Source organism: Roseateles oligotrophus (genome assembly GCF_025717515.1).
In the GTDB taxonomy this organism is placed as follows: Bacteria; Pseudomonadota; Gammaproteobacteria; order Burkholderiales; family Burkholderiaceae_C; genus Paucibacter_A; species Paucibacter_A oligotrophus.
Map to the genome: position 1 here is coordinate 93,476 of NZ_JAJIRN010000013.1, position 15,364 is coordinate 108,839.

A 15,364-nucleotide genomic window follows, 5' to 3' on the forward strand; every position below is an offset into this window, starting at 1 on the left:
CATGGAAACTCGCACGCTCGCACTGAAGGTTTTATGTTTGCAAGATCCGGCCGAGAAGGTCGCCGCCGCCCAGGAGCTCTATGCCCAGGTGCTGGCCGGGCAAAGGCTTGATGAAGAATTGCTGATTGAGCGCCCCGAGGGCGTGCCGGGCCGGCCGAGTCGGCCGCGGCTGATGTCGGCGCTGCAGGTCCCCAATCGTTCACCGTTCACGGTGGAAGGCCGTGCGGCCTTGCTGCACGCCATCGCACACATCGAGTTCAACGCGATCAATCTGGCGCTGGACGTGGTCTGGCGCTTTGCCGGCATGCCGCGCCAGTTCTATCTGGACTGGCTCAGAATCGCCGCCGAAGAGGCGCTGCACTTCAATTTGCTGCACGGGCATTTGCAAACGCTGGGTCATGTGTACGGCGACTTCGACGCCCATGACGGCCTGTGGACGATGGCCGAACGCACCGCCGGCGACGTGCTGGCCCGCATGGCCCTGGTGCCTCGCACCTTGGAGGCGCGCGGCTTGGACGCCACCCCGCCGCTGCAGGCCAAGCTGGCCCGAGCCGGCGACAAGCGGGCGGTGGAGATTCTTGAAGTGATTCTGCGTGACGAGGTCGGCCATGTGCTGATCGGCAATCATTGGTATCGCTATCTCTGTGAGCAGCAAGGGCTGGATCCGATAGCTCTTTACCCGGATTTGGTGCTTCGCTACGAGGCGCCGCGCCTGCGCCCGCCCTTCAACCGCAGTGCACGCGAGGCGGCCGGCTTCAGCGCCGAGGAGTTGGACTATCTGGATGCTTGGGCGCGCACTTGAGCCTGTCCTCGATAATCAAAGGCTGTGCCTAAAGAAAATCGTCCCCGATGTCCCGCGTCCAAGCCAATTTACTCCTTATCGTTATCGCCCTGATCTGGGGTTCGGCTTTTGTGGCGCAAAGCCATGGCATGCAGCATCTCGGGCCGATGGCCTTCACCGGCGTGCGCTTCTTGATCGGAGCGCTGATGGTGGCGCCCTTGATGTGGTTTGAATGGCGCGGCCTGGCGCGAAAAGGCCGGCCGCTGCGGCGGATTGACGGCGCCAAGATTGCCGGTCTGGGCAGCCTCTTGCTGCTGGGGGCGGCGATGCAGCAGATCGGCATCAAGAGCACGACGGTGACCAATGCCGGTTTTTTGACCGCCCTCTATGTGCCGCTGGTGCCGGTGCTGGGCTGGTTGCTGTGGCGGCATTTGCCGCATTGGTCGGTCTGGCCGGCGGCGCTGGCTTGCCTTGCGGGTGCGTTTTTGCTGTCGGGCGCGGAGCGTCTGACGATCGGCCCCGGCGATTTGTGGGTGATTTGCTCGGCCCTGCCCTGGGCTTTTCATGTGGTGCTGGTGGGGCGCGTGGCGGACCGGATGGAAGCGCCCTTCCTGGTCGCCGGGGGGCAGTTCGCGGTCTGCGGCCTGCTCGCATTGGCTTGGGCGATGGTCTATGAGCCGCTGAGTTGGGCCGCGCTGGAGGCGGCCGCCTGGCCCTTGATGTACACCGGCGTGATGTCGGTAGGCGTGGCTTTCACGGCACAAGTCGTTGCCCAGCGTTACGCGCATGCGGCCGACGCGGCCATCATCTTGTCGTCCGAAACCCTGTTCGCCGCGCTGTTTGGCTACTACCTGATGGGCGACCGCCTCGGCCCCGCGGGCCTGCTCGGCTGTGGCTTGATCTTCGCCAGCATGCTGGCGGTGCAGTTGATCCCCGCGCTGGTAATGCTGCACAGCAGCATTAATTCACGGCTCACGCAAAATTAAGGGTTTTCCCGTATTTTTGTCATAGGGTTTTCACTAATCCCAGCGATACTGACGGCGTTGGTGCACAAGAGGCTAGGCCTTAGCACCGGTTCAGAACCCCATCGTCGAGAAGAAAACCAAATGTTCGCTTTCATTTCCAATTTCCTGGTCAAGCCCACTCAATCTTTCATCGCCAAGGCTCCTGGCACCCTGGCCTTTGGGAACAATACTGCAGGCGGCTTCGCTGAGCAGCCGCGCGCCATCACCATGGAGCAAGTGACCATGGCCGCCTTGGTGATCCTGTCCGGCCTGACGCTGGCCAACTCGATTCTGGGCGCCTAAGCGACTCACATCGGTTCAACGCGCCAACAAGGCTGCATCGGCATCGCGCCAAGCCAGCGTCAACTGGGTCTGTAGCGCCCGAGCATCCGCCTCTCGCCCCTGCGCACGCAAGGCCTTGGTCAAGCCGGCAAGGGCCCAGCCGCTGCCCGGCTGAGTGAGCAAATCCGCGCGAAAAGTTTGTTCGGCCTCGCCTGCCAGGCCGGCGCGTAGCTGCATATCGCCGAGCACCAATCGGGCCCCGGCCGCCAACATCGGCGGCTCGCTGTCGTAGGCACGCTGAGACGCCGCAACAGCCTGAGCCTGCGCCTTCAGCGCTTCGTCGGTGCGACCTTCGGCCAGCGCGATTTCGGCCCGCAGTCGACCTGTGGCGGCCTGAGCTATCTCACGCAAGGTGCGGTCGAAGCCGTTCGGTTTGGCATGCGCCTTGGCGACGTCGGACGCGCCGGCCTCGGCCCGCGCGAGCGCGGCACGTGCTTCAGCGAGCCGCCGCGTGCGTGCATAAGCCACGCCATGAGCTTGCTGTCCCAAGGTTTGGGCCAAGCCCATGTTGCCGCTCGGCAAGGGCTCGGCCAAGACGGCATCCCAGCGCTCGAGGCGCAGCAAGGCCATCAAGGCCAGACTGCGTCGGTATTCGGTGTAACTGCCCTCCTCATCCTTGGCGATGCGCTCGGCGACACCGCGCGCGGCCTGCAGGCTGGCGTCGCCGCGACCTTGCATCAGGGCTGCAAACCAGAGGAAATGCTGATCATGGTTGCGCCAATCCTTGCTGACCGTGAAGCCTTGCGCTTTTTGCACATCGAAGAGCGTCAAATCGGCGGCTAGCGCCTGCTCGTTGACCTGGGCCGCGTCACCATATCTGCCGACACGGACATAGATATGCGAGGGCATGTGCAGCAGATGCGGTGAGGCGGGGGCCAAAGCACCCAAGCGATCGGCGGCCGCCACCGCGCGCTGCGCGCTGGTCGCCGAATCGGCGGCATGCACCAGGTAATGGTTGAGGCCGGTATGTTGAGGGTGGCGCTGCAAGCCGTGCTCCAGCAGCGTCGTCACCTCGCCCATGCGGCCACCGGCCGCGCCGGTTTTGTCATTCCACCAATCCACCGTCGTGGCGATCATCTCGGCCTCGGCATAGAGCGCCAAGATCTCGGCATCGTCGGGCGCGGCCAGCTGCATTTGGCGCATCTTGGCCGCATAGGCCAGATCCAGCGGATGAGGCGGCTCGTAGTCTTCGCCCGACTCCCCAGCGCCCTTGCTGCCGCAAACCTCGGCCGTCAGCGGCGCGGTCTCACGCGCTTGGGATGCATGACCGTAGCGTAACGCAAAGGCGTCGATCAGGGTTCGGTCACGAGTCGTCAGCGTAGCGGCATGGCGCAGCGCGTAGTCCAGATAACGCAGCGCCTCGCCGGCCTGCGCTCTGCCGTGATTGTTGATATTGGGGCCCAGTTGCCAGGCCACACCCCAGGCGCACATGGCGCAGGCCGGGTCTTGCGCGAGTGCGGCCTTGAACATGCGCACCGCCTCGACCTCATTGAAGGCATAGGCCTGCAGCACGCCCTGCGTGAACCGGCGCTGGACCTCGGGCGACGCCGAAACCGGCGGCAATTGCAAGTCGCCAAAGCCATTCAGCACCGGCGCGCGGGCGCCCAAATCGGGCTGCAGCGGCCCCAGTGCACAGGCGGCAAGCAGCGAAACGAGGGCTGCACCTAGCGTGCTGCGGCTGAGCTTAAGGGTCATCATCTGTCGTGCTCCCGGCGGGTCAAGCTCGGCAGCGTAGCAGGCTTGGCCGCTGAGCAGATTGAATTTGGTCATGAGGCTCAGACCTAAGTCCAGACGTACAGCGAGTGGGTCTGGCGCGCAAATCAGCCGAAGCGTAAGCACAAGCACAAGCACAAGCACAAGCCTAGAGATTGAACGCCGTCGTCCGTTTGATCGTCCTCAGCACCAGCATCGAATTGGAGCGCGCCACCTCGGGCAGTTGCATCAGCACATCGGTGTGAAAGCGCTCCAGATCCTCGGCATCCTTGTAGGCGAAGCGGATCACATAGTCATTGGTGCCGGCCACATAAAAGCAGTCGAGAATATCCGGGCTGGCCAGCACCGCCCCCTCGAATGCGGCCAAGGCCGCCGTCGTCATGCGCTCCAGGTTGATGATGGTGTAGCTGATGCCTTGCTTGCCGACCGCGCGCGGGTTGACCAGGGCCACATATTGGGCAATCACGCCGGCATCCTCCAGATGCTTGACGCGCCGCAGGCAGGCCGATGGCGACAGATGCACGCGCTGCGCCAGCTCCACATTGGGTAGCCGGCCATCCTTCTGCAACTCGTTCAGGATATTGCGATCAATCGCATCCAATTTCACTTCAGAACTCATATTTCGCATATCCGACCAGAAGATGTCGAAATTATGACGTCGAATTGCAAAACATCGGGTTTACGCCCATCCAAAGCGCTCACCTATTGCGTCGCCGCTTGACTAGACTGTTAGGCATTCGGGGCCCTGCCCCATGCACTCAAACAAGGCCGCAAAAATGTCCACCCAACTCGACGCAAAACTCGACGCCTATTGGATGCCGTTCACGGCCAACCGCCAGTTCAAGCAGGCCCCGCGCATGCTCACCGGTGCCGACGGCATGTATTTCACCGACGACAAGGGCCGCAGGGTCTTGGACGGCATTGCCGGCCTGTGGTGCGTCAACGCCGGCCACAATCGCCCCCGCATCGTCGAGGCAATTCAGAAGCAGGCGGCCGAGTTGGACTTTGCGCCGCCATTCCAGATGGCTCACCCCAAGGCCTTCGAGTTGGCCGAACGTCTGGTCGAGCTGACCCCGGCCGGCCTCAACAAGGCCTTCTTTACCAACTCCGGCTCGGAGGCGGTGGAGACGGCGCTGAAGATGGCGATCGCCTACCACCGCGTGCGCGGCGAAGGCGCACGCACCCGCTTGATCGGCCGCGAGCGCGGCTATCACGGCGTCAATTTCGGCGGCATCTCGGTCGGCGGCATGGTCGGCAACCGCAAGATGTTCGGCTCCATGTTGGCCGGCGTTGACCATATCAAACATACCCATGACCCGGCACGCAATGCCTTCTCGGTCGGCCAACCGGCCCATGGCGCCGAGTTTGCCAATGACCTGGAGAACCTCATTGCGCTGCACGATGCTTCGACGATTGCGGCGGTGATCGTAGAGCCGATTGCGGGCTCCACCGGCGTGCTGATTCCGCCGCAAGGCTATCTGCAGCGGCTGCGCGAGATCTGCGACAAGCACGGCATCTTGTTGATTTTCGACGAGGTCATCACCGGCTTTGGCCGCACCGGCAATCCGTTTGCTGCGCAGACCTTCGGCGTCACGCCGGACCTGATGACGGTGGCCAAGGGCTTGACCAATGGCTGCGTGCCTATGGGCGCGGTATTCGCCAAGCAGTTCATCCACGACGCCTTCATGCAGGGGCCGGAGCACCTGATCGAGTTCTTTCACGGCTACACCTACTCGGCCCACCCGCTGGCCTGCGCGGCCGCCTTGGGCACCTTGGACACTTATGCAGAGGATGGCTTGCTCACTCGCGCGACCGAGATGCAGGGCTATTTCGCCGAGGCGCTGCATTCATTGAAGGGCGAGCCGAATGTGATCGACATCCGCAATCTCGGTCTGGTCGGCGGCTGCGAGTTGGCGCCGCTCCCGGGCGAGCCGGGCAAGCGCGGCTTCTCGGTTTTTCTGGACTGCTGGGAAAAAGGTGTGTTGGTGCGAACCACCGGCGACACGGTCGCTTTGAGCCCACCGTTGATCATTGAACGCAGCCATATCGACCACATCATCGACACCCTGCGCAGCGCCTTGAAACGCGTGGCTTGAGTTCGGTGCCATCAACTCAACAAGGACTGCCTAGCGCCTAGCCATGAGTCTGCTCAGCATCGACCGCGAACTCGCACGCAACAGCTATTACGCGGCCACAGCGCCGCGTATGGAAAGCTTCCCGGCGCTGAACGATGCAGTCACGGCCGATGTGGCCATAGTCGGCAGCGGTCTGGCCGGTTTGTCGGCGGCGATCGAGTTGGCGGAGCACGGTTTGTCGGTCGTGCTGCTGGAAGCCGGCCAGGTGGGCGGCGGCGCCTCGGGGCGCAATGGCGGCCAAGCCTTGGCCGGGTTGGCCTGCGATCAAGCGACGATAGAAGCACAGCTCGGGCTGGATGAAGCCAAACGCATTTGGGTGATGAGCCTGGAGGCCATCCAATTGATTCGCCGGCGCAGCGAGCAATTCGGGATCGATTGTGAATGGCAGAGCGGCTATTTGAGCCTGGCCACCAATGCGCGCAAGGCCCGGGAGTTGCAAGCCGGCGTCGAGGCCATGGCCCAGAAATATGGCTTTCAGCAGCGCTGGATTGCGGGCAATGAGTTGCCGGACTGGATCAGCAGCCCACGCTTTGCCGCCGGCTGCTTTGATGGCGAATCCGGCCATCTGCACCCGCTCAAATATTGCCTGGGCCTGAGCCAAGCGGCCAAGAACTTGGGCGTGCGCATCTTCGAGCACAGCGCGGTGACGAAGTTGGTGCATGGGCAGCAAGTGCGCTTGAGCACTGCGCAGGGCTCGGTACGCGCGGGGCAAGTGCTGCTGGCCGGCAATGTCTATCTGCAAGAAATAGCCCCCGACCTGGCGCCAACTTTGTGCCAGCGCATCATGCCGGTCGGTACCTATATCGCCTGCACCGAGCCGCTGGACGCGGCGCGGCTGAAGGCATTGATCCCCTCGCGCGCGGCGGTCTGCGACACCAATTTCGCGCTCGATTACTTTCGCCCTACCGCCGATCAACGCCTGCTCTATGGCGGCCGCGTCAGCTACAGCACCGCCACGCCGCGCGATCTCAAGCAGAGCATGCAGCAACGGCTGTTGGCGACATTTCCGCAGTTGCAGGGCGTGTCGATGGACTACGCCTGGGGCGGTTTCGTCGACATCTCGATGAACCGCGCGCCCGACTTCGGCCGCCTGGGGCCGAATGCTAACGTCTACTACCTGCAGGGCTTCTCGGGCCATGGCCTGGCGCTGACCGGCTTGGCCGGCCGCGTAGTGGCCGAGGCCATGCAAGGTGACGCCGGCCGTTTTGACTGCTTCGCCAAGCTGCGCCACCGCCCCTTTCCGGGTGGCAAACTGATGCGCACGCCCGCACTGGTGTTGGGCATGGCCTATTACCGATTGAGGGATATGTTTTGAATCGATCCGAAGCAAAACCCATCGTGCTGGTGCCGGCCTGCAATGTGGCCATCAATAGCCATCCCTTTCATGTGGCCGGCAAGAAATACCTCGACGCGGTGCGCCTGGCCGGCTGCCTGCCCTTGGTCGTGCCCTCCACGGCGCTGGATGATCTGGATCAGTTGCTGGACATGGCCGACGGTATTTTCCTGACCGGCTCACCCTCGAACGTGCACCCCAGCCATTTCGATGAGGCGGTGCACAACCCCGCCCTGCCGCTGGACCCCGAACGCGACGCGCTAACGCTGCCGCTGATTCGCCTTGCGGTGGCTCGCGGCCTGCCGCTGTTTGCGGTCTGCCGGGGCTTTCAGGAAACCAATGTGGCTTTAGGCGGCAGCTTGCATCAGGCGGTGCAGGAACAGCCCGGCCTGCATGACCACAGGGCGCCCGAAGGCCAGCCGCCTCCCATCGCCTATGCAGACACCCACCCGGTGCAGGTCATGCCGGGCGGCCAGCTCGAGGCGCTGCTCGGCCACTCACATATCCAGGTCAATTCACTCCATGGTCAAGGCGTCAAGACCCTGGCGCCGGGCCTGCGCATCGAAGCGGTGGCGCCCGATGGCCTGGTGGAAGCCTTCAGCGTGATCGCAGACGCCAGCCGATTTGCGCTCTGCGTGCAATGGCATCCCGAGTGGCAGGCGGCGCAGAACCCGCACTCGATGGCGCTGCTGCGGGCCTTCGGCCAAGCCTGCCGCGAGTACCACGGCAAGCGCGATCAGGTTCATCCGCTGCCTGCCCTGTTGAAAAACGACTCGCTGCGCGACCCGGAGACCTAGCGCCCCATTTCGACGGCTCTTTTGTACTGGCCCTCCCCGTGCCCAAGGCAAATGCCGCGCGGGGTTCAAGAATAGACGGAGATAAAAATGGTCGATAGAAAAAACTTCACCTTCAGTGAGCTGGAAAACTGGTTCCGCGAGCAGCGCGTGACCGAGATCGAATGCCTGGTGCCGGACTTGACCGGCGTGGCGCGCGGCAAGATCTTGCCGCGGCAAAAGTTCACCGAGGACCGCGGCATGCGCCTGCCCGAGGCGGTGGTGGCGATGGGCGTGACCGGCGAGTTCCCCGAAGAAGGCCCCTACTACGACGTCATCAGCCCGAATGACCGCGACATGCATCTGCGCGCCGACCCGACCACCGCGCGGCTGGTGCCTTGGGCGATCGACCCGACCGCGCAGATCATTCACGACTGCTATGACAGGCACGGTGTGCTGGTGCCGTTCGCGCCGCGCTCGGTGCTGCGCCGGGTCTGCGGCTTGTTCGAAGCCGAGGGCTGGGACCCGGTCGTCGCGCCCGAGCTGGAGTTCTATCTCGTCGCCCGCAACACCGACCCGAACCAGCCGCTCAAGCCCCCGGTCGGCCGCTCGGGCCGCGCCGAAACCTCGCGCCAGGCCTACTCGATCGACGCCGTCAACGAGTTCGATCCGCTCTTCGAGGATGTCTATGACTACTGCGAAAAGATGGAGCTCAATGTCGACACCCTGATCCATGAGGTCGGTGCCGGGCAGATGGAAATCAACTTCTTCCATGCCCATCCGCTGGGCTTGGCGGACGAGGTGTTCTTCTTCAAGCGCACGGTGCGCGAGGCGGCCTTGCGCCACGATATGTTCGCCACCTTCATGGCCAAACCGATCGCGGGCGAGCCCGGCAGCGCCATGCATGTGCACCAAAGCGTGATCAACAAGGCCACAGGACGCAACCTCTTCAGCAACGAGGACGGCAGCCCCAGCCAGGAATTTTTCTGGTACATCGGCGGGCTGCAGAAATACATTCCGGCCGCAATGGCGCTGTTTGCACCCTATGTCAACAGCTACCGCCGGCTGGCCCGCTTCACCGCCGCGCCGATCAATATCCAATGGGGCACCGACAACCGCACCGTCGGCATCCGCTCACCGCTGGCCGACCCCAGCGCACGTCGCATCGAGAACCGCGTGATCGGCGCTGACGCCAACCCCTATGTCGCCTTGGCCGCGACCTTGGCCTGCGGCTATCTGGGCATCAAGAACAAGATAGCACCCGCGCCCGAGTGCATGGGTGACGCCTATCTGGGCGACTTCCAGTTGCCCCGCAGCCTTGGCGAAGCGCTGAACCTCCTGCGTGAAGAGAAGGAGTTAGCGGCGATCCTGGGCGAGTCCTTTGTGACCGTCTATTCGGAGGTCAAGGAGATCGAGTATGCGGAGTACATGAAGGTGATCTCACCCTGGGAGCGCGAGCATCTGCTGCTGCACGTCTGACTTTTTACTGCGCGGCCGCCATGCGTCGTTGGCCAGATGCTCGGAATCCTCACGTACAGGAAGTACGTTCCGGTTCCTGCGCTCCGTCCGCCTAGCCTGACAGCCGCTCGCTACAAAAGTCCTGAACCTCCGACCTCACTACCCTTCCATTTCAAGGAATAAGCATGAGCTCCTCCAAAGCCCCGACGCAGCCGGCCAAACGCAGCACCCAAGAATGGCAGGCCGCCGATGCCCGCCATTTCCTCCACCCATTCACCGATTTCAAGAGCCTGGCCCAAAAGGGCTCGCGCATCATCACCAAGGCCGACAACATCTACCTCTGGGACAGCGAGGGCAAGAAGATTCTCGACGGCATGAGCGGCCTGTGGTGCGTCAATGTCGGCTATGGCCAGCAAAGCCTGATCGACGCGGCCGCCAAGCAGATGGCCGAGCTGCCCTTCTACAACGCCTTCTTTCAGACCGCCACCATGCCCGCGATCGAGCTGGCCGAGGTCTTGGCCGAGATCAGCCCGCCCGGCTTCGACCATGTGTTCTTCACCGGCTCGGGCTCCGAAGGTAACGACACGATTGTGCGGATGGTGCGCCGCTATTGGGACTTGAAGGGGCAGCCCGAACGTCAGGTCATCATCGGGCGAATCAATGGCTATCACGGCTCGACCATGGCGGGGGCCTCGCTGGGCGGCATGAGCGGCATGCATGCTCAGGGCGGCTTGCCCATCCCCAACATCACCCACATCGAGCAACCTCATTGGTTCGAACTGGGCCAGGACATGAGCCGCGAGGCCTTTGGATGCAAGGCGGCCGGCTGGCTGGAGGAGAAGATTCTGGCCTTGGGCGCGGACAAGGTCGCGGCCTTCATTGGCGAGCCGGTGCAAGGGGCCGGCGGCGTGATCGTGCCGCCCTCGACCTACTGGCCCGAGATCCAGCGCATCTGCGACAAATACGGCATTCTCTTGGTCAGCGACGAGGTGATTTGCGGTTTCGGGCGCACCGGCAACTGGTTCGGCTGCGAGACCATGGGCTTCAAGCCCGACCTGATGACCTTTGCCAAGGGCGTCAGCTCCGGCTACATCCCGCTCGGCGGTGTGCTGGTGGGCGACCGGGTCGCCAAGGTCTTGATCGAGGAAGGCGGCGAGTTCAACCACGGCTTCACCTACTCCGGCCACCCGACCGCCTGCGCGGTGGCGCTGGCCAACTTGAAGTTGCTGCGCGAGCAGCACGTGGTCGAGCATGTGCGGGAAGACATCGGCCCCTATCTGGCGCAACGCTTCGCCGAGCTGAACGAGCACCCGCTGGTGGGCGAAACGCAGAGCTGCGGCATGATGGCCGCGCTGCAGCTGGTCAATGGCAAAAGCGCGCAAAAACCGACCGGCACGGCCTTCGCCGGCGAGCTGGAGGTCGGCATGATCTGCCGCAAATACTGTTTCGCTAACGGCCTGATCATGCGGGCGGTGGGCGACCGGATGATCGTGGCGCCGCCGCTGGTGATGACGAGGCCGCAGATCGACGAAATGATGACCTTGATCCGCCTCTGCCTGGACCAGACCTTGGACGAGTTGACGCAGCGTGGCCTGCTTTGACGTGACTTGCCCACCACATCTGCGGGTTTTGGCGTATGGGCAGCGCGCGTGCCTTGCCTAGACTGGCAATAGACAGTCGTTCAATTTTCATTTGATTTTGCCGGGGATGATTTCCATGAAACTGACCAAGCTTCGCACCGTCACCTCTCTTCTGGCCGCCTCCGCGTGCCTTTTATTTGGACATGCTGTGCAGGCCCAGGAGGAAGAAAAAATCCTCAATGTCTACAACTGGTCCGACTACATCGCCGAAGACACGATCAAGAACTTCGAAAAAGAGACCGGCATCAAGGTGCGTTATGACAATTTCGACAATAACGAAATCGTCCACGCCAAGCTGGTCGCCGGCAAGACCGGTTACGACGTCGTCGTGCCGTCCAGTTACTGGGCCAAGCTGCAGGCCGATGGCGGGCTGCTGCGCAAGATCGACAAGTCGCAAATCCCCAACTACAAGAACCTCGACCCCGATGTGCAGGCGCAGTTGGCCAAGCTGGATCCGGGCAATGAGTTCTTCGTCAACTGGCTGTGGGGTTTCACCACCCTCGGTATCAATGTGGACAAGGTCAAGGCTGCCTTGGGAGATACGCCCATGCCCGACAACGCCTGGGACCTGCTGTTCAAACCCGAGTACGTTTCCAAGCTCAAGAGCTGCGGCGTCAGCCTGCTCGACTCCGCCACCGAGGTCGTGCCCGCGGCGCTGCATTACCTGGGCAAGCCGCCCTACACCAAGTCGATTGGCGACTTTGCCGCCGTGCCCGGTCTGCTGAAAGCGATCCGCCCCAGCGTGACCCTGTTCAGCAGTTCCGGCTATATCAATGACTTGGCCAATGGCTCGATCTGCCTGGCCTTGGGCTTCTCCGGCGACATCAATATCGCCCGCCAACGCGCCATCGACGGCAAGACCGGCCAGAAGATCGAAGCGCTGATCCCCAAGACCGGCGGCATCATCTTCATGGACGTGATGGTGATCCCGGCCGACGCGCCGCGCCCAGGCAATGCGCATAAATTCATCAACTACATCCTGCGCCCCGAGGTGCACGCCTCCTTGAGCAACAAGGTCTTCTACGCCAACCCGAACAAGGAATCGAAGAAGTTCGTCAAGCCCGAGGTCGCCAACAACCCGAGCGTTTTCTTGAGCGACGCCGACCTGAAGAAGATGGCCGCGCCCGACGCCATCAACAACGACATCCGGCGCCAGATGACGCGCATCTACACCTCGTTCAAAACGGGTCTGTAAGCATGAGCAGCGCCGCTCCGTCCACAAGCTATCTGCAAATCGACAATGTCGTGAAGGACTTCGGCGGCGGCGCAGTCGCCGTGGACCGTGTCTCCATCGACATTGCCAAGGGTGAAATCTTCGCCTTGCTCGGTTCGTCCGGCTGTGGCAAAACCACCCTCTTGCGCATGCTGGCGGGCTTCGAGACGCCGACCAGCGGGCGCATCATCTTGAACGGGCAAGATCTGGCCGGCCTGCCGCCCTATGCGCGGCCGATCAATATGATGTTCCAGAGCTATGCGCTGTTCCCGCATCTGACCGTGTGGGACAACATCGCCTTCGGCCTGAAGCGCGACGGACTGCCCAAAGACGAGATCGCCGCCCGTGTCGAGGCGATGCTCAAGCTGGTGCAGTTGGGCAAATTCGCCAAACGCAAGCCACATCAACTGTCGGGTGGCCAGCAGCAGCGCGTGGCGCTGGCGCGCAGCCTCGCCAAGAAGCCGCAACTGCTGTTGCTGGACGAACCGCTGGGCGCTCTGGACAAAAAACTGCGCGAGCAGACGCAAATCGAATTGGTCAACATCATCGAGGGCGTCGGCGTCACCTGCGTGATGGTCACCCATGACCAGGAAGAGGCGATGACGATGGCCACCCGCATCGCGGTGATGAGCGAGGGCCGCATCATGCAGATTGGCGCGCCCGCCGATGTCTACGAAACCCCGTCAACCCGCTTCGTCGCCGATTTCATCGGCAACGTCAACATGATGGAAGGCACGCTGACGGTCGATGAGCCCGATCATGTGGTGATAGCCTGCGCGGACTGCAAACATTATGTCGGTCACGGCATCACCGGCAGCGCCGGCATGGCGGTAGGCGTGGCGCTGCGGCCGGAGAAGATCCGGCTGAGCTGCGACAAACCCGAGGGCGAGTTCAATCAGGTCCTGGCCAAGGTGCGCGAGCTGTCCTATTTCGGCGCTTTCACCGTCTATCACCTGCAACTGCCCAGCGGCCAGATGATCAAGGTCAGTGAAAGTAATCTGGCACGCCACCGGGCCGATCCGCTGACCTGGGATCAGCAGGTCTGGGCCTCCTGGTCGCCCACGGCGCAAGTCGTGCTGACCCATTGAGGCCGGGCCAGCGATGCAGCGCCCCATGTTTTTCAAGCGTCTGTTGACCGGCCGCAGCGCGGTCATCGCCCTGCCCTATGCCTGGCTGCTGGCTTTCTTCGCCCTGCCTTTCTTGATCGTTTTGAAGATCAGTGTCTCCGAGATGGAGACCGTGCACTTCAAGGATCTGATCAGTTACGCCGACGGCATCTGGCGCCTCGCCATCAAGACCAGCAACTACATCTTCATCACCGAAGACGAGCTCTACATCAAAGCCTATCTGGCCAGCCTGAAGTACGCGGCCATCACCACCGTCGGCTGTCTCTTCATCGGCTACCCCTTTGCCTACTTCATGGCGCGCGCCAAAGCCGCTATCCAACCGGCCCTGCTGATGTTGGTGATGTTGCCGTTCTGGACCAGCTTCTTGCTGCGCGTCTACGCCTGGAAGGGCTTGCTGGGCGAACATGGTTGGGTGTCGGAGGCCATCATCGGCCTGGGCCTGGACAATCTGCTGCTGGCGGCCGGCATGATCCCGGTGGCGGGCAAGCTGATGAACTCGCCGTTCTCTTTGGTCATCGGCATGGTCTACACCTACCTGCCCTTCATGATCCTGCCGCTCTATGCCAATCTGGCCAAGCTCGATCTGCGTTTGCTGGAGGCCGCCAGCGACCTCGGGGCGACGCCTTGGCAGGCTTTTTGGCGCATCACGGTGCCATTGTCAAAGGCCGGCATCATCGCCGGCTCGATGCTGGTCTTCATCCCCTGTGTCGGCGAGTTCGTGATCCCCGAGTTGCTGGGCGGGCCGCAGACCTTGATGATTGGCCGCGTGCTGTGGGACGAGTTCTTCAGCAATAACGATTGGCCGATGGCTTCCGCCGTGGCCGTGGTGATGGTGCTCTTGATCATCGTGCCGCTGGCCTTGTTCAATAAATACCAGGCCGAAAGTCAAGCCAATGCGGGAGCCAAGTCATGAGCGCCCAAACGGCTAACACCAAGGTCACCCGTGCCTTGCTTGGCCCCAAGGCGACCCAATGGTTCGGGCGCCTCTGGTTGCTGCTGGGCTTTGCCTTTCTCTTCCTGCCCATATTCGCGCTGATCGTCTACTCCTTCAATGACTCCAAGCTGCCCTCGGTCTGGGGCGGCTTCACCTTCAAGTGGTACCTTGACCTGAGCGGCGACACCGAGATGTTGACCGGCCTCAGGCTCTCGCTGGAGATCGCCTTCGCCACCGCCTGCGCCTCGGTGCTGCTGGGTACGTTCGCCGCCTTCGCCCTGGTCAAATACAAGCGCTTCAGCGGGCGGACCTTGTTTGCCGGCATGATCAACGCGCCGCTGGTGATGCCCGAGGTGATCGTCGGCCTGTCGCTGCTCTTGATGCTGGTGACGCTGCAGCGGGCGATGGAGGCCAGCCTGGGGTGGAGCCTGCCCAAGGGCGTGCTGACGATCTGGTTCGGCCATTTGCTGCTCGGCATGGCCTACGCCACGGTGGTGATTCAAGCGCGCTTGTCGGAGCTGAACCCGCAGTTGGAAGAGGCCGCGATGGACCTCGGCGCCCGTCCCTTGCAGGTGTTTTTGCTGGTCACGCTGCCGATGATCACGCAGTCGATTTTCTCGGCCTGGCTGTTGACCTTCACGCTGTCTTTGGACGATGTGGTGCTGTCGGCATTCTTGAGCGGGCCGGGCTCGACCACGCTGCCCTTGGTGATCTTCAACCGCGCAAGGCTGGGCGTTAGCCCCAGCATCAATGCTGTCGCCACCGTCATCATCGTGGTGGTGGCAATGGGCGTGGTGCTGGCAAGTTACTTGATTGCACGCGCCGAACGCAGACGCAGCGAAGAAATGGCCGCAGCCCAAAGGGGCGGATGAATGTGCTGAATGAACTCGATACAAACCGGAGAACTTGAT

General features: G+C 62.5%; 14 protein-coding genes. 12 read left to right on the forward strand and 2 right to left on the reverse strand.

Annotation, left to right across the window (positions count from 1 at the left end):
* Position 1 precedes the first annotated feature (1 nt).
* The 3 genes from LNV07_RS24540 (at position 2) to LNV07_RS24550 (ending at position 2,088) form a co-directional block, all read left to right on the forward strand.
* The gene (locus tag LNV07_RS24540) at positions 2–802 is read left to right on the forward strand and encodes a ferritin-like domain-containing protein (protein WP_263573843.1); all 801 of its coding nucleotides are present in this window, start codon (positions 2–4) and stop codon (positions 800–802) included.
* Positions 803–849: 47 nt separating this feature from the next.
* Entirely contained in the window at positions 850–1,767 is a 918-nt protein-coding gene (locus tag LNV07_RS24545; protein WP_263573844.1) for a DMT family transporter, read from the forward strand.
* A 120-nt stretch (positions 1,768–1,887) separates the two neighbouring features.
* Positions 1,888–2,088 carry a hypothetical protein gene (locus tag LNV07_RS24550; RefSeq protein WP_263573845.1) on the forward strand — a complete coding sequence of 67 codons (201 nt, stop codon included), beginning with the start codon at positions 1,888–1,890 and terminating at the stop codon, positions 2,086–2,088.
* Between the two features lie 15 nt (positions 2,089–2,103).
* Here the strand turns inward: LNV07_RS24550 and LNV07_RS24555 are convergent, their stop codons facing one another.
* Both LNV07_RS24555 and LNV07_RS24560 read right to left on the reverse strand, forming a co-directional pair.
* Entirely contained in the window at positions 2,104–3,897 is a 1,794-nt protein-coding gene (locus LNV07_RS24555; protein ID WP_263573846.1) for a tetratricopeptide repeat protein, read from the reverse strand.
* A gap of 91 nt (positions 3,898–3,988) precedes the next feature.
* Positions 3,989–4,459 (reverse strand): Lrp/AsnC family transcriptional regulator, encoded by a 471-nt coding sequence (locus tag LNV07_RS24560; RefSeq protein WP_263535310.1) that lies wholly within the window; start codon positions 4,457–4,459, stop codon positions 3,989–3,991.
* A 157-nt stretch (positions 4,460–4,616) separates the two neighbouring features.
* Between LNV07_RS24560 and LNV07_RS24565 the strand changes: the two genes are divergently transcribed.
* The 9 genes from LNV07_RS24565 to LNV07_RS24605 all read left to right on the forward strand — a co-directional run bounded on the left by LNV07_RS24565 (position 4,617) and on the right by LNV07_RS24605 (position 15,325).
* A complete protein-coding gene (locus tag LNV07_RS24565; RefSeq protein WP_318013803.1) occupies positions 4,617–5,936 on the forward strand; it encodes an omega-aminotransferase AptA in 1,320 nt (439 codons plus the stop codon).
* Positions 5,937–5,979: 43 nt separating this feature from the next.
* Positions 5,980–7,290, forward strand: coding sequence for an NAD(P)/FAD-dependent oxidoreductase (locus tag LNV07_RS24570; RefSeq protein ID WP_263573848.1), 1,311 nt, complete (start codon positions 5,980–5,982; stop codon positions 7,288–7,290).
* Positions 7,287–8,105, forward strand: a complete 819-nt coding sequence (locus LNV07_RS24575) for a gamma-glutamyl-gamma-aminobutyrate hydrolase family protein (RefSeq protein WP_263573849.1) — start codon at positions 7,287–7,289, stop codon at positions 8,103–8,105. Before LNV07_RS24570 ends, LNV07_RS24575 begins: the two co-directional genes overlap by 4 nt.
* 87 nt (positions 8,106–8,192) lie before the next feature.
* Positions 8,193–9,560, forward strand: coding sequence for a glutamine synthetase family protein (locus LNV07_RS24580; protein WP_263573850.1), 1,368 nt, complete (start codon positions 8,193–8,195; stop codon positions 9,558–9,560).
* 164 nt (positions 9,561–9,724) lie between these two features.
* The gene (locus LNV07_RS24585) at positions 9,725–11,140 is read left to right on the forward strand and encodes an aspartate aminotransferase family protein (protein ID WP_263573851.1); all 1,416 of its coding nucleotides are present in this window, start codon (positions 9,725–9,727) and stop codon (positions 11,138–11,140) included.
* Positions 11,141–11,255: 115 nt separating this feature from the next.
* Entirely contained in the window at positions 11,256–12,374 is a 1,119-nt protein-coding gene (locus tag LNV07_RS24590) for a polyamine ABC transporter substrate-binding protein (RefSeq protein WP_263573852.1), read from the forward strand.
* Between the two features lie 2 nt (positions 12,375–12,376).
* Complete coding sequence (locus LNV07_RS24595; RefSeq protein WP_263573853.1) at positions 12,377–13,480, forward strand: ABC transporter ATP-binding protein; 1,104 nt, start codon at positions 12,377–12,379, stop codon at positions 13,478–13,480.
* A gap of 25 nt (positions 13,481–13,505) precedes the next feature.
* A complete protein-coding gene (locus tag LNV07_RS24600) occupies positions 13,506–14,432 on the forward strand; it encodes an ABC transporter permease subunit (RefSeq protein ID WP_318013804.1) in 927 nt (308 codons plus the stop codon).
* A complete protein-coding gene (locus tag LNV07_RS24605) occupies positions 14,429–15,325 on the forward strand; it encodes an ABC transporter permease subunit (protein ID WP_263573855.1) in 897 nt (298 codons plus the stop codon). The genes LNV07_RS24600 and LNV07_RS24605 overlap by 4 nt, the downstream gene beginning before the upstream one ends.
* Positions 15,326–15,364: the final 39 nt, after the last annotated feature.